The organism is Pseudomonas faucium (genome assembly GCF_021602585.1).
Taxonomy (GTDB): domain Bacteria; phylum Pseudomonadota; class Gammaproteobacteria; order Pseudomonadales; family Pseudomonadaceae; genus Aquipseudomonas; species Aquipseudomonas faucium.
The window spans coordinates 212,725-234,234 of sequence record NZ_BQIP01000001.1 but is presented as its reverse complement, the minus strand read 5'-3'; the positions used below and the strand labels follow the sequence as shown (position 1 = coordinate 234,234).

General features: G+C 65.3%; 19 protein-coding genes. 6 read left to right on the top strand and 13 right to left on the bottom strand.

The window, feature by feature from the left end; genetic code table 11:
• Positions 1–183: 183 nt before the first annotated feature.
• On the top strand, positions 184–1,155 hold the full coding sequence (locus L6D75_RS01100) for a LysR family transcriptional regulator (RefSeq protein ID WP_176511111.1): 972 nt from the start codon (positions 184–186) through the stop codon (positions 1,153–1,155).
• On the opposite strand, the gene asnB is transcribed toward L6D75_RS01100, so the two are convergent.
• From asnB to L6D75_RS01065, 7 genes are read right to left on the bottom strand one after another with little or no spacing between them, the layout of a single operon-like run.
• Positions 1,144–2,979, bottom strand: coding sequence for an asparagine synthase (glutamine-hydrolyzing) (gene asnB, locus L6D75_RS01095; protein WP_176511110.1), 1,836 nt, complete (start codon positions 2,977–2,979; stop codon positions 1,144–1,146). The two genes, L6D75_RS01100 and asnB, sit on opposite strands and share 12 nt — an antisense overlap.
• Before the next feature lie 10 nt (positions 2,980–2,989).
• Complete coding sequence (locus tag L6D75_RS01090) at positions 2,990–4,375, bottom strand: amidase (protein WP_176511109.1); 1,386 nt, start codon at positions 4,373–4,375, stop codon at positions 2,990–2,992.
• Positions 4,362–5,357, bottom strand: a complete 996-nt coding sequence (locus tag L6D75_RS01085) for a class I adenylate-forming enzyme family protein (protein ID WP_176511108.1) — start codon at positions 5,355–5,357, stop codon at positions 4,362–4,364. Before L6D75_RS01085 ends, L6D75_RS01090 begins: the two co-directional genes overlap by 14 nt.
• Positions 5,354–5,638 carry an acyl carrier protein gene (locus L6D75_RS01080; RefSeq protein ID WP_176511107.1) on the bottom strand — a complete coding sequence of 95 codons (285 nt, stop codon included), beginning with the start codon at positions 5,636–5,638 and terminating at the stop codon, positions 5,354–5,356. The genes L6D75_RS01085 and L6D75_RS01080 overlap by 4 nt, the downstream gene beginning before the upstream one ends.
• Complete coding sequence (locus L6D75_RS01075) at positions 5,635–6,042, bottom strand: hypothetical protein (RefSeq protein ID WP_176511106.1); 408 nt, start codon at positions 6,040–6,042, stop codon at positions 5,635–5,637. The genes L6D75_RS01080 and L6D75_RS01075 overlap by 4 nt, the downstream gene beginning before the upstream one ends.
• Positions 6,043–6,051: 9 nt before the next feature.
• Complete coding sequence (locus L6D75_RS01070) at positions 6,052–7,767, bottom strand: prenyltransferase/squalene oxidase repeat-containing protein (RefSeq protein ID WP_176511105.1); 1,716 nt, start codon at positions 7,765–7,767, stop codon at positions 6,052–6,054.
• Positions 7,764–9,080 (bottom strand): phenylacetate--CoA ligase family protein, encoded by a 1,317-nt coding sequence (locus tag L6D75_RS01065; RefSeq protein ID WP_176511104.1) that lies wholly within the window; start codon positions 9,078–9,080, stop codon positions 7,764–7,766. Before L6D75_RS01065 ends, L6D75_RS01070 begins: the two co-directional genes overlap by 4 nt.
• 293 nt (positions 9,081–9,373) lie before the next feature.
• On the opposite strand from L6D75_RS01065, the gene L6D75_RS01060 reads away from it, so the two are divergent.
• Positions 9,374–10,753 carry a 3-deoxy-7-phosphoheptulonate synthase class II gene (locus L6D75_RS01060; protein WP_176511103.1) on the top strand — a complete coding sequence of 460 codons (1,380 nt, stop codon included), beginning with the start codon at positions 9,374–9,376 and terminating at the stop codon, positions 10,751–10,753.
• A 29-nt stretch (positions 10,754–10,782) separates the two neighbouring features.
• Complete coding sequence (locus L6D75_RS01055) at positions 10,783–11,970, top strand: MFS transporter (RefSeq protein WP_176511102.1); 1,188 nt, start codon at positions 10,783–10,785, stop codon at positions 11,968–11,970.
• A 17-nt stretch (positions 11,971–11,987) separates the two neighbouring features.
• Here L6D75_RS01055 and L6D75_RS01050 read toward each other — a convergent pair whose 3' ends face one another.
• From L6D75_RS01050 to L6D75_RS01025, 6 genes are all read right to left on the bottom strand, one after another.
• Positions 11,988–12,533, bottom strand: a complete 546-nt coding sequence (locus L6D75_RS01050; RefSeq protein ID WP_176511284.1) for a Tli1a family immunity protein — start codon at positions 12,531–12,533, stop codon at positions 11,988–11,990.
• A 146-nt stretch (positions 12,534–12,679) separates the two neighbouring features.
• Complete coding sequence (locus L6D75_RS01045) at positions 12,680–13,204, bottom strand: Tli1a family immunity protein (RefSeq protein ID WP_176511283.1); 525 nt, start codon at positions 13,202–13,204, stop codon at positions 12,680–12,682.
• 58 nt (positions 13,205–13,262) lie between these two features.
• The gene (locus tag L6D75_RS01040) at positions 13,263–14,360 is read right to left on the bottom strand and encodes a T6SS phospholipase effector Tle1-like catalytic domain-containing protein (protein ID WP_178128738.1); all 1,098 of its coding nucleotides are present in this window, start codon (positions 14,358–14,360) and stop codon (positions 13,263–13,265) included.
• A gap of 260 nt (positions 14,361–14,620) precedes the next feature.
• Complete coding sequence (locus L6D75_RS01035; RefSeq protein WP_176511101.1) at positions 14,621–14,806, bottom strand: hypothetical protein; 186 nt, start codon at positions 14,804–14,806, stop codon at positions 14,621–14,623.
• A 145-nt stretch (positions 14,807–14,951) separates the two neighbouring features.
• Complete coding sequence (locus tag L6D75_RS01030) at positions 14,952–16,091, bottom strand: glycerate kinase (RefSeq protein ID WP_176511100.1); 1,140 nt, start codon at positions 16,089–16,091, stop codon at positions 14,952–14,954.
• 112 nt (positions 16,092–16,203) lie between these two features.
• Positions 16,204–17,301, bottom strand: coding sequence for a sugar diacid recognition domain-containing protein (locus L6D75_RS01025; protein ID WP_176511099.1), 1,098 nt, complete (start codon positions 17,299–17,301; stop codon positions 16,204–16,206).
• A gap of 163 nt (positions 17,302–17,464) precedes the next feature.
• On the opposite strand from L6D75_RS01025, the gene L6D75_RS01020 reads away from it, so the two are divergent.
• The 3 genes from L6D75_RS01020 (at position 17,465) to L6D75_RS01010 (ending at position 21,508) form a co-directional block, all read left to right on the top strand.
• Positions 17,465–18,793 (top strand): MFS transporter, encoded by a 1,329-nt coding sequence (locus L6D75_RS01020; protein WP_176511098.1) that lies wholly within the window; start codon positions 17,465–17,467, stop codon positions 18,791–18,793.
• A 104-nt stretch (positions 18,794–18,897) separates the two neighbouring features.
• The gene (locus L6D75_RS01015; RefSeq protein WP_176511097.1) at positions 18,898–20,418 is read left to right on the top strand and encodes an FAD-dependent oxidoreductase; all 1,521 of its coding nucleotides are present in this window, start codon (positions 18,898–18,900) and stop codon (positions 20,416–20,418) included.
• A 79-nt stretch (positions 20,419–20,497) separates the two neighbouring features.
• Positions 20,498–21,508 carry an aldo/keto reductase gene (locus L6D75_RS01010; RefSeq protein ID WP_176511096.1) on the top strand — a complete coding sequence of 337 codons (1,011 nt, stop codon included), beginning with the start codon at positions 20,498–20,500 and terminating at the stop codon, positions 21,506–21,508.
• The last annotated feature ends 2 nt before the right edge of the window (positions 21,509–21,510 follow it).

The window sequence follows — 21,510 nt, the reverse complement described above, 5'->3', positions numbered from 1 at the left end:
CGGGATATCACGTCTGCCCTCGCCTGCCGCCGTACCCCGGCCAGTACCGTGATTGCCCTACAACCACCGTTTACCGCAGAGGCTTTGTCGCCGCGATGCCACGCACTATCATGGCCGCCTTGCAGGGTCGGCCGCAGGGGTTCGCCTTCCAGGCCCCCGTTCGACTCGATGAAGGAACGTAGAATGATCGAGACACGTTTGCTCAGGCAGTTCATTGCCGTGGCCGAGGAGCTGCACTTTCACAAGGCAGCCATTCGCCTGCACATGGCGCAGCCACCCCTGAGCCAGGCGATCAACCGACTCGAAGAGAAGCTGGGCTTCAGCCTGTTCCTGCGCAACAAACGTGGGGTCAAGCTGACCGCGGCCGGCATGGCGTTCCTGGAAACCGCCTACCGCACGCTCAAGGAGCTCGAGCAAGGCATCGAGTACGCGCGCAACGTCTCCGAGGGCATCTGCGGCAAGCTGACCATCACCGCCATTTCCATCGCCTACTACGAGTCGCTGCTCAACACCCTGAAGAAATTCCGCGAAATCTACCCGAACGTGCGGCTAACCATCCGCGAAATGCCGTCGGCGTCCCAAGCCAAGGCATTGATGGCCGGCGAGGCGGACATCGGCTTCATGCGCAAGCTGCCCATGCCGCCGGACACCATCGAATCGCGCCTGCTGCTCAACGAGCAGATCGTCATGGCCCTGCCCAGCAGCCATCCCAAGGCCAACCACAGCATGGTCGACCTGCGCGACTTCGCCGAAGAAGACTTCGTGTTCACCCCGCAGGCACTGGGCAGCGGCTACCACAGCCAGCTCATCGCCCTGTGCGAATCGGCCGGTTTCTACCCCAAGGTGGTCCAGGAAGCGGCGCAGATCCACACCCTCATCGGCCTGGTGGCTTGTGGCTTCGGGGTTGCCCTGGTGCCGGAGTCGATTGCCTACTCCACGCTGCGCGACCGCGTGCAGTTCCGCCCGATCCGGCCGATCAAGGACCAGCCCACGCCGACCATGGGCCTGTACATGAACTGGAACATCCAGAATGCCTCGCCGGCCCTGGGCAGCTTCATTTCCATGCTCGACCTGGGGGCGCCACGGCGCTTCGCCGACACCATCCAGAACCCGGTGATCCTGGATGGCAGCGAGCGGCCCGAGCTACACCGCTAGGCGGTAATCGCGCAACCAGGTGGCCAGGGCCAGCGCCGTCTCCAGGTTGTTGCGCCGCAGTTGCGAATTGAAATAGCCCTCTGGCTGCTGCAGTTCAGCCGCCAGGCGCGCCCGGTCGATGACCTGGAACACCGGGCTGCCCGCCTCCCCCAGCAATTGCCGCACTTGCCCGCGCAGGAACTGCTCGTAGGCCAGGTTGGCCGAGGTCGGGTACGGGCTCTTGCGCCGCTGCAGCACCGCCGGCGGCAGCAGGTCGGCGCAGGCCTGCTTGAGCAGCCACTTTTCTTCCCCGCCCTTGCCCTTGATCGCCCAGGGCACGTTGTAGACGTACTCCACCAGTTCATGGTCGGTGAACGGCACCCGCACTTCCAGGCTGGCCGCCATGCTCAGGCGATCCTTGCGGTCGAGCAAGATCGGCAGCCAGCGCTGCAGGTGCATGTGGCACAGCTCGCGCATGCGCCGCTCCTGCGGGCTGTCGCCGGCCAGGTGCTCGACACTGTCCAGCGCCTGGTGGTAGCAGCTGTCCTGGTACTGGGCGAAGTCGCACAGGCGGTTGAACTCGGGGTTGATCAGCTGCGGCTGCAGCAACTGCATGCGCGACAGCCACGGGAAACGCGGCGCCGCCACGGCCTGCGGGTCGCGGAACCAGGCATAGCCGCCGAACACCTCATCCGCCGCCTCGCCGGAGATGGCCACCGTGGAATGCTCGCGGATGGCCTTGAACAGCAGGTACAGCGAGGTGTCCACGTCGCCGAAGGTGGCCGCCGAGTCATTGGCCCGGTACACCGCCAGGCGGGCCGCCTCGGCCACCAGCTCGCGGTTGTCGATGAGGATGGTCTGGTGCTGGCTGCCGATGTGCTCGGCGGCGGCCAGGGCGTAGGGCTGGTCGCGCTCGGGGCGGAACGCATCGCCCTGGAACTGCTCGGCCTGGCCGACGAAATCCACCGAGAACGAATTGACCTTGCCGCCTTGCGTGGCCGCCAGGCGCTGTTGCGCCATGGCCGTCAGGGCGGTGGAGTCCAGCCCGCCAGAGAGCAGCGAACAGACCGGCACATCGGCATAAAGCTGCTCGCCCAGGGCCTTGCCCAGCAGTTCGCGGGTGCGCTGCACGGTGGTTTGCAGGTCATCCTGATGCTCGCGCCGCTGCAGCTGCCAGTAGCGGCTGAGCTTGGGCTGGCCATTGGGGCGCCAGGACAGGCGATGCCCCGGAGGCAGTTCGTCGACCCCGCGCAGCGCCGTGCGCACGCTGCCGCGCGACAGGCTCAAGGCATCCACCAGGCCCACCACGTCCAGGGCGCGGGTGAATTCCGGGTGAGCCAGGATCGCCTTGATTTCCGAGCCGAACAGCACGCCCTGCTGGTGCCGGGCGTAATACAGCGGCTTGACCCCCAGGCGGTCGCGCACCAGCAGGAAGTGCCCGTCGCGCCCGTCGAACACGGCGAAGGCGAACATCCCGGTCAAGTGCTCGCAGCACTGCTCGCCCCATTCCAGGTAGGCGTGCAGCACCACCTCGGTGTCGCTGCGGGTATGGAACTGGTGGCCCGCCTTGCGCAGCTGCTCACGCAGTTCATTGTGGTTATAGACCTCGCCGGTATAGACCAGAGTGACGTGCTCGCCACTGGTGCAGCGGTAAGTCATCGGCTGCACGCCACCGCTGAGGTCGATGATCGCCAGCCGCCGGTGGCCCAGCAAGGCGTGGCGGTGCTGCCAGGTGCCGCGGGCGTCAGGCCCGCGCAAAGCCAGGGTATCGGTCATGGCATCGAGCGCCTGGCCGGCCTGGGTCAGGTCGCGGGTGTAGTCCACCCAGCCTGTGATTCCGCACATGTGCTGCTCCTTACACCTGAAGACGACGGGTTGGCAGCAGGCCGGTGACGGCCTGCAGGCGTTTGGCGATGTCCACCAGCTGCCGCTCGCTGTCGCGCCGGCCCATGATCTGCACGGCCAGCGGTGCCTTGCCGTCGTCACTCAGGCAGATCGGCACGGTGATGGCCGGCAGGCCGCTGAAGCTGGCCAGCGGGGTGAAGCTGATCTTCTGCGAGTAGCCTTCATCGGCCGGCGACGGGATGGTCGAGTCGCCCGGCTGCGGGTTGCGTTTGTCGAACGGGCGGTTGGGGTCCATCGGGAACACCACGAAGTCCACTTGCGCGGCGTCGAACCAGGCATCGATGCCGGCGCGGATGCTGTCCATGCGCTGGTGGATGCGCTGGTAGTCGCTGTCGCTGACGCCCTCGCCCACCTTCAGCGCGCTGAGGGTCGACCAGTGCAGCTCGCAATCGAAGCGGCGCGCCCACGCCGCCGAGGCCAGCCAGGCATCGCGGGCGCAGAGCTGCCAGGCGTCGCCACGGCAGGCCCAGAGCTCGGGCATGGCGACTTCGCCGGGAGCCATGCCCAGGTCTGCCAGGGCACTGCGGGCCTGGCCGAGCATGGCCAGCATCGCCGGGCTGGTCAGTGCCGGGTCCAGGGCGTGTTCCAGCACGGCAACGCGGTAACGCTGCTTGAGCGGCTGCTGCTCACCCAGCAGCGGCTCCAGGCCCAGCAATGGCAGCAGCAGGTCGAGGTCATCGGCGCTGCGGGTGACCCAGCCCAGGGCGTCCATGCGCGGCGACAGCGGGAACACCCCGGCCAGGCTCGCGGCCTTCTGGGTCATGCGCAGGCCGACCATGCCGCAGTGCGACGCCGGCCAGCGCACCGAGCCCAGCACGTCGGTGCCCAGGGAGATGTCGCACAGCCCGGCCGCCACCGACACCGCGGAACCGGTGCTCGAGCCTGATGGATCGATGGTGGGGAAATGCGGGTTGCGACAGCCCGCGCCGAAGGCGATGTTCAGCTCGGTGGTGGCCACCTTGCTGGTCAAGGCAATGCGCGGGTCGAGGAAGGTCAGCGCCTCGGCGCTGCGCTGCGGGTAATGGCGGTAGCTGCGCAGGCCCAGGCGGGTCGGCAGGCCGGCGACGTCCACGGTGTCCTTGACGCCCAGGCGGAACCACGGCGCATCGACCGGGCGGGTGCTGGTCAGGCACCGGTAGTGGCTGTCGGCGTGCACCGACCATTGGGCGTACTGCGCCGCCCACTCGGCCGCCAGGGCCGGGGTGCGCTGCAACAGTTCATGGCGCTTGCGCAGGCTCAGCGCCAGGTATTCGGGCTGCTCGCGGCCGGCGCCGGGCTCGGCGCCGCAGTGGGCTAGGTAATGGGCAATGGTGGCTTGGGTGTCAGCGTGGGTCATGGGTGTATTCCTTGACAGCGGTTGAGGCCGCCCACGGCTGGGGTTTGCCGGTGGCGGATAAAGGCAGGTGGTCGACGCGGCGTACCGCGACCGGGTGCGGATGGCCTGCGGGCAATTGGCCGAAGGCCTGCAGCACTGCGCGCTCGCTCAGTGTGGCGGAGCTGAACAGCACCTCGAAGGCTTCGCCGCGCAAGGCATCGCGCACGGCAACGCAGGCCAGCGTCGGGCAGCCCAGGCGCTGGCCGAGCTCGCTGGCCAGGCGCCCCAGGTCCAGGCGCAGGCCGTTGACCTTGATCAGGCTGCTGGCCCGGCCCAGCCACTGGAAGCGGCGCGCGTCCAGCACCTGCACCTGGTCATCGCAGCGGTGGCTGGCCGGCGCGCTGGGCTGGCCTGCTTCACGGGCGATGCGCGGGCTTGCGACTTCCAGGGCGCAAGGCTGCCCTGGCGGGCTCAGCAGGCGGACATCGTCGAGCAAGGTCCAGGCTTGCTCGGCGCTGCTGTGGGCATCCAGCTCGCGGTAGGCCATGGCGCCGGTTTCCGTGGCGCCCAGCAGTTCGACGAAGCGCACCTGGGGACCGGCATGGCGCTGCACCGTGGCCAAGGCCCCAGGCGGCAGCAGCGAAGCGCTGTGCACCACCAGCACCGGGCGGCGCGGCGCCAGCCTTGCCAGCAACGCCGGCAACAGGCGCCAGGTGCTGGCAATGGCGAGGATCACGCAGGTGCCTTCGCCGTCGAGCTGGGGGAGCCGCTGCTGCTCCAGCGAGCAGCTTTGCAGCCGCGCGTTCATCACCCGCGCACCGACTTCGCCAAGGATCTTGCCGTAGCTGTGGCTGGCCGGCGCAAACGCCAGAATCTCCCGAGCATCGGGCGCAAAGCGCCCGAGTATCAGCGCCGCCTCACGCTCCATCTGCGCCACGCTGCGCAGCCACTGGCGCGGCGCGCCGGTGGAGCCGGAGGTGGTGAACAGCTGCTCGGCGCTCACGGGGCACCTTGCAGGGTCAGCTGGTCTTCGAGTTTCTGGGCGACGAACTGCTCCATCTTGGCCAGGGTTTCGAACCAGAAGCGCACGTCGTCGCTCAGGTAGTCCACTTCGATGTCGAAGGCCCCTTCGATGGCGGTGATCACTTCAACGGCCATGAGGCTGTCGAAGCGCTCGCCGAGAAAGTCGCGAAAGCTGTCGCGCGGGCCGATGGCCTGCACCTGCTCGCCAAGCAGCTGGCCGAGGGTGTGGCGAATACGCTGTGCAATGCTGAGGTCGTTCACGGGCCGGTGTTTCCTTGTTGTTGGGCAGCGTTGGTCAATTGCGCACCGGCACTGAAGAACACGTGCTCGGGCAGAATCGGGTCGAAATGCAGGTAGATGAAGGCGTTCGGGTAATGCGTGCGCAGGCAGCCGTGCAGGCCTTCGGCAAGCGCCTGGTGCGCCAGGCGGTCACGTGCGGCCGACAAGGTGATGCGCACATGGAACTGCGCAGGTGCGCCTTCGCGGTCGCTGATGGGCATCGGCATGCCCGCGCTGAACACGCAGTCCGCGGCCAAGGGGTGGAAAAACACCATGCAATGGGCGGTTTCGGCGCCCAGCTGCTTGAGCTGGCGGGTAAAGGCCAGGGCCAGGCGCTTGCGCTCCAGCGGTGGCAGCGGCGCGCAGGAAACACTGAGGGTGGGCATGGCGGCTCCTTACGATAACTGCAGGCTGGGCAAGTGTTGGCGCTGGCCTTCGGCGAAGGCCTCGAGCAGGCGGCCCAGGCAGCTGGACAGCGGATCGACCCCTTGCAGGAACAGCGGCGACCAGGCGTGGCCGGCGGCGCTGCGCACCTTGGCGAGGAAGAAACGCAGGTGCGGCAGGTCTGCCGGCAGGCCAAGGTCGGCAGCCAGCGCAACCGCCTGGTAAGTGCTGAGCAGGTCAGGGATGCGCTGCCCCTGGTTGGCGAAGCCGCCCTGGCGCACCTTGTGCGCGGCCAGCAGCTCGGTGGCCTGCCGGGCCACGTCGTGGCCGATGTAGGCCAGGCAGCTCAAGGCCTGCAGCCCGGCACGCAGCGACGTTTCACCGCGCGGGAACGAGGCGTGGCCCTGGGCCTGGCGGCAGCTGGCGACGTAGCGCTCGATGGCGGTTAGGCTCACGCCGCACTCGCCGCCCAACTGGCGCACGATCGACACGGCCGATGCGGTGGACACCATGTCCGAGCCGCGCCCTTCCCAGAAGCCGAAGCCGCCATCCGGGTTCTGCAACGCCGCCAGCCACTGCCCGATCGCCTGGCGTGGGCCTGGTTGGCCGCTGAAGGCACCGGCGGCCAAGGCCCAATTGGTGCAGCGCACTTCGGCGCCGCGCCCGGGCATGTACATCACGCCCGGTTCGTTGGGCATCTGGCAGCCTTCGATCCAGCGCAGTGCAGCTTGGCCCTGCGCCGGGGCAAGGCCAGCGCCGAGCAGCGCAGCGGCGGTGGTGAGTACATCGGCAGCGGAGCCGGCCTGGCGATAGGTGAAGCCACCCTGGGGCATGGCCAATGTGGCAATGAACGCGGCCACCTCGCCTGCCAGGTGCGCGACCGGCTCACCCAGGGCCTTGAGCGAACCCACGGCGCAAAAGGCGGCCCAGACATCTTCACCGTCATAGCCATCCCAGCGCACGAAGGCGCCGCCTGGCCCGCGCAGGCCTTCGATCCAGTCGCAGCAGTGCTGGCGGCGCAACGGCTGCGCCTGCAATGCCGCGAGGCTGGCCGTGGCGCGGTAGGTCGCCCACAGGCACGGCACATCCGCCGCTTCGCTGAAGCGGAAGCCGCCGCCGTCCATTTGCTGCGCCTGCAGCCAGCCGACCAGCCGCGGCACGTCCCAGCGAGGTGCCGGCAACCCCTGGCGTTCCAGGGCGCGCGCCGCCATCACGCCATAGAAGCAGGCGCGGGTATCGGCCAGGTTGCGCCGGGCGAAGTCGGCAGACCAGCTCAGGCCGCCATTGGCGCATTGCAGGCCTTCGAGCCAGGCGTACAGCGGCGCGCTGTCCTGCACCTGGCCCTGGCACACCTCGATCAAGGTGCGCAGCGCGTAGTGGCTGGCCCACACGTCGGCAGTCTGGCCGGGGCACATGGCGTAGGCGTCGCCGTCGAACAAGGTGTGCAGCCAGGCGGCGGTTTCGTCGCGCCGGTCGAGCGCGATGCCCAGGTCCTTGAGCGTTTCGGTGCAATAGAAGGTTGCCCAGGCATCCGAAGGCATGCCCTTGCTCCAGGCAAAACCACCATCGCGGTTGCGCCGGGACTGGATGTAAGCCTGCAGCGCCGGGGCATCGACCTGCTCCAGGCGCTCGACCCAGGCCAGGGTGCGGATCGCGGCATAAGTGCACCACAAGTCTGGCTGGCCATTGCCCAGGCCCTGCCCCTGGGGAAACTTCGGCGCGCTCACGGCTGGCCTCCGACAAAACGCAGGTTGGTCTTCTTCCAGCTCTTTTGCGAGGCGCCGCTCTTGTTCAGCGCCGAGAGGTTGTTGACGAACAACACCCGGCTCCAGCGCAGGCCCATGTGCCGTTCGCTGCGCTCGAGCAACTGCGCCTGCAGTTGCGCTTCCTGGGTACTGTCCCAGGTCACGTCGCGCTCCAGGATCAGCGCGGCACTGTCGCTCTGGCGGTCGATTTCGATGACGTAGCCGGTGGCATCGCAGGTGCCGTAGACCACCTCCTCGACCGCGCGGATCTCGAGGCCCACGCCGCCCACCACGACGCTGTCGCTGTCGCGGCCATTGATCAACACGCTCGGGCTGGCCCGGCCAGGTTCCCAAGGGGCGGTGATGGTCACGCTGTCGCCGGTGTCCAGGCGCAGCAGCGGGCGCGCGTACAGGTTCAAGGGCGTCACCACCAGGCGGCCGGTCAGGCCTTGCGCCGGGGTCACCAGCCTGCCATCGGGCAACAGCAGTTCGAAGTAGTTGGTGGCGGTGGCCAGGCGCATCTGCTGGTCATCGCCCACGGCCGCCAAGGTGCCGGTTTCGGTACTGCCGTAGCTGGCGTCGAACACCTCGCACTGCCACCAGCGGGCCAGCCGCTGGCGAAACGGCTGGGTGTTGACCTCGCCCAGCAGCATGATCGCGCGCACCGACTCGGCGAAGCTGTGCAGCAGCTCGCGCTGTTTCAGGTAGCGGGTCAGCTGCACCAGCACGCCGGGGGCGATGAACATCACGCTCGGCTTGTAGGTTGCAAAGGTGGTGCACACCCGCTCCCAGTCGGTGATACCCGTGGTGAACGGGTACAGCCGCACGTGCGACACATCCAGGTATTCGCAGACGTTGGCGATCAAGTCGCCCACCGGGACGATATCCGACGGCATCAGGTTGGCCACCCGTGCTCCCGGCCGCAGCACCGAGCGCCAGTGGCTGGCGACGCTGACCGCGTTCCAGATGATGTCTTCCTTGAGCCGTGGAGTCGGCGTCGGCTCGCCGGTGCTGCCGGTGGTGGCGTAATACTTGGCGGCCTCGCCAAGTTGCACCGTGCAGAAGTTGAGCGGTTGGGCCTTGAGCACCGCCTTGGCGGTGAGCGGCAATTGCTCGAATGCCGCGCTGCTGTAGTCACCGATATGTGCGTAGTGGGCGCTTTGTTGTGCCCGCGCCCAGGCTGCCTGCAACTTGCGCTGATAAAACGCGGCGTCGGGAATATGCCCCAGCTGCTGCTGGAGCTCGCCCTGCGCGGCCTTCAGCACGCCGTAATCCTGGTCGTTGTGAACTAACATCGACTCGCCCTCTCGAAAAAGTGGCGCTGAGAATTGGCGAGCGGCGGGGCCAAGTAAAATACTTATTTGCGGGTAGCGGTGATAGTTGCAAAGTATTATTCGATAGTTTCAGCCGTTTATTCTGACTACTAAGTAGGAAAAGCCTACCAATAGTTGTCGATTCACTCCGTGCCCACGGGCAGATATCAGACAAAGATATTTATTGTATTTCCAAAGCTGTGTCCGCCCTGCGCACTATCGCCGCCACCTGCTCCCCGGCAGGCCGAGTGACGACACTCTCAGGAGAGACACCCATGCTGACCCCCACTGCCGCTGCGCCTGACGCCCAGGGAACCTGGGCGCTTGATTCATGGCGCAGCTGCCCTGCCCTGCAACAGCCCACCTATGACGACCCGCAGGCCTTGCACCAGGCCCTCGCCGCGCTCGGCCAGCGCCCGGCACTGGTCACCGCCCAGCGCGTCCTGCAGCTCAAGGCCCTGCTCGGCGAAGCCCAGCAAGGGCGGCGCTTCGTGCTGCAACTGGGCGACTGCGCCGAGCGTTTCGACCACAACGACCTGGCCCAGACCACGCGCCAGGTCGCCTTGCTGCAGCAGATGAGCCAGGTGCTGATGCACGGGCTGCAACTGCCGGTGGTCCAGGTCGGACGCCTGGCCGGGCAATATGCCAAGCCCCGCTCCAGTGACTGGGAGCAGCGTGAGGGGGTGAGTCTTGCGGTGTATCGCGGTGATAGCGTCAACCAGCACGCCTTCGACGCCGCTGCCCGGCGCGCCGACCCGCAACGCCTGCTGCAGGCGCATGCCCACTCGGCCTTGACCCTCGAGCACCTGCACACCTTGCAACAGGTCGGTATCGACAACTTGTTGCACAGCGAGCGCTGGTCCCTCGGCTGGCTCGATCAAGCGCCCGATCACGCGCGCTTGCGCCCGTTCCTCGGCCAGGTGCACGACACCCTGCGCTTCATGCGCACCTTGGCCTGCTCGCAACCCGGCGAGTTCCTGCACCGCGAGATGTGGGTTTCCCATGAGGCATTGCTGCTGCAATACGAGCAGGCCCTGACCCGCCAGCACAGCGATGGCCGCTGGTTCAACCTGGCCACGCACTGGCCGTGGATCGGCATGCGCACGGCCCAGCCCAGTGGCGCCCATGTCGAGTACCTGCGCGGGCTGGCCAACCCCTTGGCGGTAAAAGTCGGCGTCGAGACCGACCCCGCCCAGCTGCGCCAGTTGCTCGAACGGCTCAACCCAGACAACGAACCCGGGCGCCTGACCCTGATCCACCGCATGGGTGCAGCGCAGCTGCAGGCGCGCCTGGGGCCGCTGATCGATGCGGTCAACGCCGACGGCGCCAAGGTGCTGTGGCTGTGCGACCCCATGCACGGCAACACCCGCAGCCTGCCCTGCGGCACCAAGACCCGCGCCTTCGACGACATCCTCGGGGAAATCGCCGCCGCCTTCGCCGTGCACGCCCGCCACGGCTCCACGCTCGGCGGCCTGCACCTGGAGGCCAGCGGCGATGACGTCAGCGAATGCCTGGGCGGCGCCGCAGGGCTGCAGCCGGCCGACCTGGGCCGGCGCTACCTGAGCCAGGTCGACCCGCGCCTGAACCGTGACCAGGCATTGGAGCTGGCGGTGCGCGTCAGCCTCGATGCAGCCGCCTGGCAGCAAGCCCTTTGACGCCAACCCGCTATAGAAGCCGTACCGCCATGCCAATCGTGATCTATGTGTTTTCCCTGTGTACCTTCGCCTTCGGCTTGTCGGAGTTCGTCGTCGCCGGCCTGGTGTCGGCCATGGCCGAAGACTTCGCCACCTCCAGCACCGCCGTGGGTTCTGCCATTGCCGCCTATGCGCTGGGCGCCGCCATCGGCGCGCCATTGCTGACGGCGCTGCTACTCGGCTGGCGCGAGCGCAACGTGCTGCTGCTGACCTTGGCCGTGCTGGCGCTGGGTAGCCTTGCCTTCGCCTGGGTCGAACAACTGCCCCTGGCCAACCTGATCCGCTTCGTGATCGGCCTGGCCCACGGGGTGTTCATGGCGGTCGCCGCCGATGTGGCGGTCAAGCGCGTCGATGCCTCACGGGCTGGCAAGGCGTTGTCGCTGGTGTGGCTGGGGTTGACGCTGGCACTGGCGCTGGGGGTGCCGCTGGGGACGTTGCTGGGCAGCTTGTGGTCGTGGCGGGCGATCTTCGTTGCCCTTGGACTACTGGGGCTGATCAGTCTGATCGGTTTGGCGTGCCTGATGCCTGGCCAGCCCTTGCCCCAACGCCCCGCTGACAGCCGCCTGGCAGAGTTGCTTACGCTGATGCAGCGGCCTTTGCTGTCGACGGCGGGCATTGCCATGCTGGTCAGCGTGGCGACCTTTTCATTCCTGACCTATGTGTCACCGTTCTTGCTGCAAGTCACGCTGGGTGATGTTCAGTTATTGAGCCTTGCGATGTTGGCATTTGGCGTGGCGACCATCCTCGGCAACCTGCTGGCTGGGCACCTCGCTGATCGTTTTGAGATCGTCAGCTGCCTAAAGGTGGCGCTGGCGGTGTTGGCGGGTAACCTGGGGTTGTTGTTCCTCTGGCGTGAATTGCCATGGGCGGTCGTGCTGCTGACTGGGCTGCTTGGAGCGTTGTTTTTCGCCATAGTCACCCTGTCGACTCTACGTTTGCTCGGCTTGGCCAAACAGTTGGCACCACAATCGACAGGGGTGGCTTCGGGACTGAGTATTGCTGCCTTCAATTCGGGAACGGCGCTGGGTGGCTGGATTGCAAGCGGGTTGATCGAACAGGTGGGGCTTGTGTATTTGCCGCTGGCAGGCGTCGCGGCGGCGCTGCTTGCTTTCGCAATGTTGATGATTCCCTCAACCCCACCAGCATCGATGGTGCGGCGATATGGCCCAAGGGCCTGATGCTTGCCTTGTGGGGGCTAACGTCGTGCTTGAGGGCATGATTGCGGTTCCGGCAAATGCAAAGGGATTTTGATCGGGTACTCGGGGCTGCCGTATGCGTGGCACGACGTGGTGACCTGAATGTCATCGCAAGGGAGGAAATGGACTGTGATCCCGCAAACATTTTGCCCTGTATAATTAGGCACAGAGGCCGTTTTGCTATGTTTCCTTTTCTGTGCATCTGCTTCGGCAGCCCATTTCAAATACTTCTCCCAGTCCGAAAAGCCAGGAAAGCCTTTAGAGCCAGACACTCCGGTTTCCCATTCCACTTGTACGTTCATTTCTGGATGCCATATTTCAGGAACAATAAAACAGCACCCACCCCCTCCACCTTGATAAGCACCAATGATGTCGATTCCCGAATGCCCATCCACACTAAAGTGATTGATCGCCCAGTGGGTATGATTGATGCCTTCGATAGTGCCTGCTTGAGCATCTGTGAGGAGCAAAAACGAAGTGAGTCCAGCAAACACAATCTTATCGGCTCTTAGCAGCCGGCTGACGACGCATTGCAGGCGACCCATGGCCTGTGGTTGAGCATCAGGCTTGAGTATCATCTCGTCCTATCTTTGCAACAATGATTGACCCGAAGGGTGGCAATTTCTTGAAGATTTCGCTGAAAGGCCGCAGCATCGATATTTTAGCGGGCTTAAAGCGTGCCCTATAGCGACTAACGTGACACTTGAGGGCATGACTGAGGCTCCGGTAAATGCAAAGGAATTTTGATCGGGTACTCGGCGCTGCCGTAGGCGTGGCACGACGTGGTGACTTGAATGTCGTCGCAGGGCAGGAAATGAACGGTGATTCCGCAAACATTTTGGCCGGTGTAGTCCGGAACAGGGACAATCTTACTGTGCGAGCGATTTTGAGCGTCTACTTTCTGAAGCCAATCCAGATACTTCGGCCAGTCTGAATATCCTGGATACTCATAAGCCAAGGCACTCACGGCACTTACCCCAGTTTGCCAGTCAATTTTCACAGACATATCATCATGCCATTGCTCGTCTACTATATAGCAACACCCTCCCCCGCCCCCTTGGTAGGCGCCGATAACATCTATTCCCGAGCGGCCGTCGACACTAAATCGATTAATCGTCCAGTGTGTATGATTGATGGCTTCGATAGTACTTGCGTGGGAAACCGTTAAACTCAATGCTGACGAAAATACAGCAAGCAAAATTTTCTTTGCGAGCATTATCAATCTGCCAAAAATGTATCGTCGGAAACTCATGACAGCCTCTAGAACGTTAGGCCTAGGCATTTTCCCGTCCTTGTAGCCCTGCATGATGTTTCTCCCATAGTGCTCTAATTTCCTGCTGCACCCGCAGACGACGTTCGGAATCCATTAAAGCGGAGCTCTCGGCTAGTTTTGCAACTGCATCCAATTTTTCAGAGGTTGGTATAATCGCAACGTCTCTACGGTTCGTCTCTCCAAAGAAGACCATTCGTTCAGTAAAGTAGCTGCCCCAGGGCTCTCGTCCTGCCGTAATCGACACGGCCATGTAATTACCATTGAGTAGCGCATGCACGAACCAAGCGCGAGCGTCGTGCACGTGATTATCAAACAGGGCGCGAAGAAGCCCTTCAGGTTTGTCACGATTGCGATTTTCATCCACGCTACCACGCGTGGTTTCGGATGTATGGTTCCGCTGATTCAGCGGCGGCGGGAACAGCTGGCTCACCTTCGTTTGGCCGCCTTCCTTCATGCGCAGGTGTTCGGCCATTTTGTCAGCGCTATTCCAATAAATAATAATGGCTGGCCCGTAGCGCCAGCGTGCGCGCCTGAAGAACATCAGGTATGGATCGCTGTTTAAGTCCCTATAGATCTTACCAAACTCTTCAGCCGCCTCGCGCAATTGGGTTTTTGAATTATCGGGATCAAAATTTTTCACCCCAGGTTCTAGTGGCTTTTTTGGCGCACCCCGGCGCTCTCGATCAAGTTGGAGTTCTCGTCGACTCTCGACTTGGGTCTGTCTCTTATTACGCTCGGCCTGTGCCCGCGAACGGGCTTCAACAGTCACATGTAAATTTGTAGCCGAGCGGAAGAAATCCGTACTCTCCAGGCTGCTAAAAGCATAGCGATCAATCCTCCAGGCGGTAATCCAATCCATCTGATTACGAAGCGCAGCTTCCAGAGAACTTCCGGACAACAAAGGTCTATACAGTTTTGATTGCAAGCCAGCCGGTATTTGAGAGACACAAGGTAGTGTCAGAGTAACTTCTCGCCAAGCATTAAAGCGCTCCACTAACTCTGGGGCAATAGCAAAATTGCTCTCAACGGCTGGATCTAACCCTCGCCATACATCGTTCGACCCTTGCGGGATTCCCGTTATCAGGATTTTCCTGCTCATGGCTTGCTACGATATGCAGGCAACGCTTAACCAGCGCCCCCTTGGGTATGCGCCACAGATAAATGCATCGCTATATAGGTCGTTCAAGGCAATCTGCGAAAGCAAAAAGCTATCCCCAGCGAGCAGAGAGTCACTAACAGCCTTACCCTGATCACCCGGCGGGTAACCTCCCCCCTGCAAATTGTGCTGAATCTGTCCGGCGCTGTGGGACAACCGACCCTCCAGCGGAAACTGAGGTGGATAGCACACAGGGGCTTTGTTCATCTTTGACATGCGTGCACCTGCGGCAGATGCAAAGAAAGCTCGATCAGGCGATCGGAGCTGGGGCAGGCAAAGTGAGCATTGCGGAGGGTGGTCGGGCGGGTCGGATAGGTTGGCCAGTTGTCGCGTTTAAACTGAATGCCGTCGACGTTCGGCCGGCAGCGATGAAAGGCATACTGCGGCATGCTTCGAAACTCCACTACAGTGAGGTTCCGAACCTTGGAGCACATTTCCCGGGCAGGCTACCCTGACCGGGAAATATAGACATTTCCTACATTAGGCCTGAATTTAGCCTACAAGAACGTCATCGAATGAGCTGCCCGTGCACAGTCAGCTGTTTCGCGCGCAGCGCCACAGCCGGGCGATATCGCTGGCCCGCGCCTTGAGCAACGGCCCGGCATCGGCGCACGCCTGCTCCAGGCTCATCGGCCCGCTGGCCAGGGCAAAAGCGGCATCGATGCCATGGGCATACAGCTGCTGGTAGCCCTCGCCCAAGGTCCCTGCCAGCACCACCACCGGCACGCCATGGCGCTTGGCGACCCGCGCCACACCCATGGGCGTCTTGCCGCGCAGGGTCTGGGCATCGAAGCGCCCTTCGCCGGTAATCACCAGGTCCGCGCCTTGCACCAGGGCATCGAGCCCGGCCAGTTCGGCCACCACTTCCACCCCCGGGCGGAACTGCGCGCCCATGAAGGCCTTGGCGGCAAAGCCCATGCCGCCTGCTGCGCCGCAGCCCGGGGCCTCGCGCACGTCCTCGCCCAGCAACTGCGCGCAATGGTCGGCGAAATGGCCCAGGGCCTGGTCCAGCGCCTGCACCTGTTCGGGGGTTGCGCCCTTCTGCGGGCCGAAGATTGCCGAGGCGCCGTTGGGGCCGCACAGGGGGTTGTCGACATCGGCAGCCACTTCTACCTGTACCTCGGCCAGGCGCGGGTCAAGGTCGCTGGCGTCGATGCGCGCCAGGCGCGCCAAGGCCAGGCCGCCCTCTTCCAGGGCTTGCCCGTCGGCATCCAGCAAGCGCAGGCCCAGGGCCCGCAGCATGCCGCTGCCGCCATCGTTGGTGGCGCTGCCGCCAATGGCCAAAACGATGCGCCGGGCGCCGGCCGCCAGGGCCGCGGCCATCAACTCGCCGGTGCCCCAGGTGCTGCTGCGGCAGGCATCGCGCTGCGCGCTCGGCACCAGCTGGATGCCGCTGGCCTGGGCCATTTCGATGATCGCCGTGCGGCTGTCCGGCAGCCAGCCCCAGCCGGCTTCCACGTGCTGGCCCAGCGGGCCACGCACGGTCTGCCGGCGCAATTGGCCATGGCTGGCGGCGAGGATGGCCTCCATGGTGCCTTCACCGCCATCGGCCATCGGGCACTCGACCAGTTCGGCCTCGGGCAGGGCCTCGGCCAGGCCAGTGGCGATGGCGTGGGCGACACCGGCGGCATCGAGGCTGTCCTTGAACGAGTCGGGGGCGATGACGATCTTCATGAAGCTTCTCCTGTACAGATAGCGGCATGCTGACAGCTACCCGCCGTGCCGGCCTCGGTCGAATGCACAAAATGCCCAGCCGGTTGTTTGAGCAAATGCCATTGCCTGCGCTTTAGCCCGCCGGCAGCAGCTGCAGGCCCAGGTACAGGCTCAACATGCCTTCCAGGCGCAGCGGGTCGACTTCGCCCACCTCGGCGATGCGCTCCAGGCGGTAGCGCAGGCTGTTGCGGTGGATGCCCAGGGCATCGGCGCAGGCCTGGCTCTGGCCATCGTGGGCGCACCAGGCGCGCAAGGTCGCGAGCAGCTGGCCGCTGGCGTCCTTGGCGCGAATGCGCTGCAGCGGCTCGAGCAGTTCGTCCAGCGCATCTTCGTTGCGATGGCGCCAGAGCAAGGCTGGCAGGCGGTAGCGCGCCAGGCTCAGCAACTGCTGGCCGGGCAGCACTTCGCGCCCGTAGGCCAGCAGGTCGCGCACGCGCCGATAGCCGCGGCGCAGTTGCTCCAGGCTCTGCGCCGGGCTGCCCATGGCCATGCGCTGCACTTCCCAGCCGCCGCGCAGCAGGCGTTCGACCAGCTTGTCTTCATCCAGCAGCGGCCCGGCCGGGCGGCACCACAGCAGCGAATCGCGCGCCGGGCTCACGCACCAGCTGTCCGGGTAGCGGTTCATGAGCCAGGCTGCCAGGGTTTCGCTGGGTGGCCCGCCGCGCAGCTCGAACAGGCACGGCACCCGTGGCAGTTGCGGCTTGAGCCCCAGTTGCTGGGCCTCGTCGAGCAGGCGTGGCGAATCACCGCTGCCGCCAAGCAGAAGGGCCAGCAGGTCATCGCAGCGCTGGCGCCGCCATTGCTGCTCCACCTGCAGGTGGCGCTGGGCCAGGAGCATTTCGGCAGTCATGCGCACCAGCTCGCCGTAGGTGCGCAGCTGCTGCGGGTCGCCGGTCAGGCCGAGCACACCGATCAGCCGGCCATCGAGCATCAATGGCAGGTTGACCCCAGGCTGCACGCCTTTGAGGCACTTGGCCGCCTCCACATCGAGCTCGACGATGCGCCCATTGGCCAACACCAGTTGCGCGCCTTCGTGGCGGGTGTTGATGCGCTCGGGCTCGCCACTGCCCAGGATCAGCCCCTGGCTGTCCATGACATTGACGTTGCACGGCAGGATGGCCATCGCCCGATTGACGATATCCTGCGCCAGGTCATGGTCCAGTTCGAACATTGCGCGATCCTTAGGGGTGTTAGGTTTTGTACTCAGGCACAGCGGCCCGCACGATACGCTGTGCAAAAGCACAAAGACAGGCGCGTCGCACTCCCCGAGACTCGTCAGGGCGAGCGCCGGCACAGGCGACGCGGCGACAACCATAACAACAGAGATCACGATCATGGCACACAGCCCTGCCCCTGACCAAGGCACCGAAAGCACCCGCAATGCGCTCTACCGGCGCATCACCCTGCGCTTGATTCCGTTCATTTTCATCTGCTACCTGTTCAACTACCTGGACCGCGTCAACGTCGGCTTCGCCAAGCTGCAGATGCTCGATGCTCTGAAGTTCAGCGAAACCGTCTACGGCCTTGGCGCCGGCATCTTCTTCATCGGCTACGTGCTCTGCGGCCTGCCCAGCAACCTGGCGCTCAACCGCTTCGGCCCGCGGCGCTGGATCGCGGCGATGATGATCGCCTGGGGCAGCTTGTCCACCTGCCTGCTGTTCGTCACCACGCCCACCGAGTTCTACACCCTGCGCCTGTTGACCGGCGCGGCCGAAGCCGGCTTCTTCCCAGGCGTGGTGCTGTACCTCTCGCGCTGGTTCCCGGCCGACCGCCGTGGCCGCATCATGGCCCTGTTCATGTCGGCGATCCCGGTGTCGGGCCTGCTCGGCGGGCCGTTCTCCGGCTGGATCCTCGAGCACTTCGCCGCAGGCCAGCACGGCCTGGCCGGCTGGCAGTGGATGTTCCTGATCCAGGGGCTGCCGACCGTGCTGCTGGGGGTGCTGGCCATCCGCTTGCTCAGTGACGGCTACCAGAAAGCCGCCTGGCTGAGCCCGGCCGAACGCCAGCTGATCGCCGCCGACCTCGAGGCCGATGCCGCCAGCAAGCCGAGCACCACCGGCGACAGCGTGCTGGCCGTGCTCACCAACCCACTGATCTGGACCTTCGGTTTCGTCTACTTCTGCATCCAGAGCGGTGTGTACGCGATCAACTTCTGGCTGCCCTCGATCATCAAGAACATGGGCTTCGACAACCCGCTGCTGATCGGCTGGCTGAGCGCCATCCCGTACCTGCTGGCCGGGGTGTTCATGATTCTCTGCGGGCGCTCGGCGGACCTGCGCAACGAGCGGCGCTGGCACCTGGTGGTGCCGATGCTGATGGGCGCGCTAGGCCTGCTGATCGCGGTTAACTTCGCGGCCAACCCGACCATCGCCATCCTCGGCCTGTCGATCGCCACCATGGGCGCCCTCACCGGCCTGCCGATGTTCTGGCCGATGCCGACGGCGCTGCTCAGCGCCAGTGCGGCGGTGGCGGGCCTGGCGATCATCAACTCGGTGGGCCAGATGGCGGGCTTCCTCAGCCCGTACCTGGTCGGGTTCATCAAGGACCAGACCGGCTCGACCGATGCCGCGCTGTATTCGCTGGCGGCCTTGATCGTGGTGGGTAGCCTGGTGGCCCTGCGGGTTACCCGGGCCGGCGCGTTGAAGGCCGCGCGTAGCCATTGAGGCAACACGGGGCCGCGCTGCGGCCCCATCGCCGATCGTCAGGTCGACGCACCTCCCCCATTGCCCCGGCGTCAAATGGTTCCAAAGCCCTTTGGAGAACCTCCATGACCCAGCACGCCGTGGCCCGCCTCGAACAGCTCGACCCCAAGCGCCCCCTGCGCGTGCAGGCCGGCAGCGAAGAACTGATCCTGATCCGCCAGGGCGACCAGGTGCATGCCTACCAGGCCGACTGCCCGCATGCCGGTGCCCCGCTGGAGGAAGGCGTGGTCTGCAATGGCCTGCTGGTGTGCCCTTGGCACAAAGCCGCGTTCGCCGTCGACGAAGGCGTCGTTTGCGAGCCGCCGGCGCTGGCCGACCTGCGCCGCTACAAGGCCTGGGTCAAGGATGGCCAGGTCTGGGTCGATGACCAGCCGTTGCCACGTGCCACGGCGCCACGCCACAGCGATGCCCGCTGTTTCGTCGTGATCGGCGGCGGGGCCGCCGGGGCCGCGGCAGTCGCCACGCTGCTGGCCCACGGCTTTGCCGGCAAGCTGATCTGGCTGGACAAGGAGCGCCAGCCCGCCTACGACCGCACCGCCTTGAGCAAATTCGTCATCGCCGGAGAAATGCCTGCCGATGAAGTGCCGGCGTTGCTGGAGGCCGACCAGCTGCGCCAGGGGCAGCTGCAGCGGCGCCTGGGCAAGGTGCGCACGCTGGATGTGAACAAACGCCAGATCACCCTGGCCGACGGCCAGCACCTGGACTACGACGCCGCGCTGCTGGCCACCGGCGGCAAGCCCACCCGCCCGGATGTGCCCGGCGCCGACCTGGCCGGGGTGATGACTTTGCGCTCGCGGGAGGACGCCGCGCGCCTGCTCGATGCCGCCGAGCCGGGCCAGCCGGTGGTGATCGTCGGCGATGGCTTCATTGGCCTGGAGGCGGCCTCGGCACTGCGCAAGTATGGCGCGCAGGTGCATGTGGTCAGCCGCCATCCGGTGCCGCTGGCCAAGCAGCTGGGCGAACGCATCGGCCGCGCGCTTCGCGAACTGCACGAGCGCAAGGGCGTGGTGTTCCATGGCCCGACCGAGGTCACCCGGTTCACAGGCTCGGGGCAGGTAGACGCGGTGGAGCTGGCCAACGGCGAAACGCTGCGCACGCGGCTGGTGCTGCTGGGCACCGGGGTCAAGCCGGCCACCGCCTTCGTGCAAGGCCTGGCGCTGCACCGCGATGGCGCCGTGCAGGTGGATGCCGAGCTGCGCGCCGCCGAGGGCCTGTGGGCGGCCGGCGACATCGCCCGCTTCCCGCTGGCCGGCCAGCCGGTGCGCATCGAGCACTGGCGCCTGGCGCAACAGCACGGGGTGATCGCCGCCGCCAACATGCTCGGCGAGCAGCGCCGCTACGCCGATGTGCCGTTCTTCTGGACCTACCAGCACGGGCGCACCTATGAAGTGCTGGGCCATGCCCGGCAGTGGGACGAGATGGTGTTCGTCGGGGAGCCGGAACACGGCGACTTCATTGCCCTGCAATGCGTGGGGGAGCACGTCGCAGCGGTGATCGCCAAAGGCTACTCGGACGCCATGGCGCTGTTGTCGCAACGGATGAAGCGGCCGCTGAGCCGCGCCGAGGCGCTGGAGCTGATCGGCTGAAGCACCTGGCCTGTGCTTTCAAAGGGGCGCGCTTGTGTGTAAAACACACCCTTCCCCTCCGTGCACAGGATGCTTCGACATGATCTACCGCCCCCTCGGCCACAGTGGCCTGCAAGTCTCCGCGCTCACCCTGGGCAGCATGATGTTCGGCGAGCAGACCAGCACCGAAGATGCGTTGCGGATCATCGACAAGGCCTGGGACCAGGGCATCAATTTCATCGACACGGCCGACGTGTACAACGCCGGCCGTTCCGAGGAAATCGTCGGCGAGGCCGTTGCCCGCCATCGCCAGGACTGGGTGGTGGCCTCCAAGGTCGGCATGGGCCCCACCGATGGCCTGCCCAACCGCAGCGGGCTGTCGCGCAAGCACATCTTCAATGGCATCGACGCCACCCTCACGCGCATGCACCTGGACTACCTGGACATCTATTACCTGCACCGCGAAGACCACAAGGTGCCGCTGGAAGAAACCGTGCGCGCCATCGGCGACCTGCTGCAGCAGGGCAAGATCCGCTACTGGGGCGTGTCCAACTACCGCGGCTGGCGCATCGCCGAGATCTGCAACGTCGCCGAGCGCCTGGGCGTGGCCAAGCCGGTGGTGAGCCAGCCGCTGTACAACATCGTCAACCGCCAGGCCGAACCCGAGCAGCTGACCGCTGCCGCCTACCATGGCCTGGGCGTGGTGCCGTTCAGCCCGCTGGCCCGCGGCGTGCTCAGCGGCAAGTATGCACCGGGCGCCGCGCCCGAAGCCGGCAGCCGCGCCGCGCGCCAGGACAAGCGCATCCTGGAGGTGGAATGGCGCCAGGAGTCGCTGGCCATCGCCCGCGACATCCAGGCGTATGTGCAGGCCAAGGGCGTGGGAATGGTCGAGTTCGCGATCGCCTGGGTGCTCAACAGCCAGCTGGTCAGCTCGGCCATCGTCGGGCCACGTACCGAGGCGCAGTGGGACACTTACGGGGGCGCGCTGGAGGTGAAGATCACGGCCGAGGATGAGGCCTTCATCGACTCGCTGGTGACGCCGGGGCATGCGTCCACGCCGGGGTTCAACGATGTGGCGCATTTTGTCAGTGGGCGCGTGGCGCGCAGCTGAGC

What these genes read in the sequence shown, in the direction of transcription:
- L6D75_RS01090 (WP_176511109.1), bottom strand. Translation starts at nt 4,375, where the DNA reads ATGACCCACGCTGACACCCAAGCCACCATTGCCCATTACCTAGCCCAC.
- L6D75_RS01040 (WP_178128738.1), bottom strand. Translation starts at nt 14,360, where the DNA reads ATGAGCAGGAAAATCCTGATAACGGGAATCCCGCAAGGGTCGAACGAT.
- L6D75_RS01065 (WP_176511104.1), bottom strand. Translation starts at nt 9,080, where the DNA reads ATGTTAGTTCACAACGACCAGGATTACGGCGTGCTGAAGGCCGCGCAG.
- L6D75_RS01045 (WP_176511283.1), bottom strand. Translation starts at nt 13,204, where the DNA reads ATGCTCGCAAAGAAAATTTTGCTTGCTGTATTTTCGTCAGCATTGAGT.
- asnB (WP_176511110.1), bottom strand. Translation starts at nt 2,979, where the DNA reads ATGTGCGGAATCACAGGCTGGGTGGACTACACCCGCGACCTGACCCAG.
- L6D75_RS01025 (WP_176511099.1), bottom strand. Translation starts at nt 17,301, where the DNA reads ATGTTCGAACTGGACCATGACCTGGCGCAGGATATCGTCAATCGGGCG.
- L6D75_RS01075 (WP_176511106.1), bottom strand. Translation starts at nt 6,042, where the DNA reads ATGCCCACCCTCAGTGTTTCCTGCGCGCCGCTGCCACCGCTGGAGCGC.
- L6D75_RS01020 (WP_176511098.1), top strand. Translation starts at nt 17,465, where the DNA reads ATGGCACACAGCCCTGCCCCTGACCAAGGCACCGAAAGCACCCGCAAT.
- L6D75_RS01035 (WP_176511101.1), bottom strand. Translation starts at nt 14,806, where the DNA reads ATGCCGCAGTATGCCTTTCATCGCTGCCGGCCGAACGTCGACGGCATT.
- L6D75_RS01015 (WP_176511097.1), top strand. Translation starts at nt 18,898, where the DNA reads ATGACCCAGCACGCCGTGGCCCGCCTCGAACAGCTCGACCCCAAGCGC.
- L6D75_RS01010 (WP_176511096.1), top strand. Translation starts at nt 20,498, where the DNA reads ATGATCTACCGCCCCCTCGGCCACAGTGGCCTGCAAGTCTCCGCGCTC.
- L6D75_RS01100 (WP_176511111.1), top strand. Translation starts at nt 184, where the DNA reads ATGATCGAGACACGTTTGCTCAGGCAGTTCATTGCCGTGGCCGAGGAG.
- L6D75_RS01050 (WP_176511284.1), bottom strand. Translation starts at nt 12,533, where the DNA reads ATGGGTCGCCTGCAATGCGTCGTCAGCCGGCTGCTAAGAGCCGATAAG.
- L6D75_RS01030 (WP_176511100.1), bottom strand. Translation starts at nt 16,091, where the DNA reads ATGAAGATCGTCATCGCCCCCGACTCGTTCAAGGACAGCCTCGATGCC.
- L6D75_RS01055 (WP_176511102.1), top strand. Translation starts at nt 10,783, where the DNA reads ATGCCAATCGTGATCTATGTGTTTTCCCTGTGTACCTTCGCCTTCGGC.
- L6D75_RS01060 (WP_176511103.1), top strand. Translation starts at nt 9,374, where the DNA reads ATGCTGACCCCCACTGCCGCTGCGCCTGACGCCCAGGGAACCTGGGCG.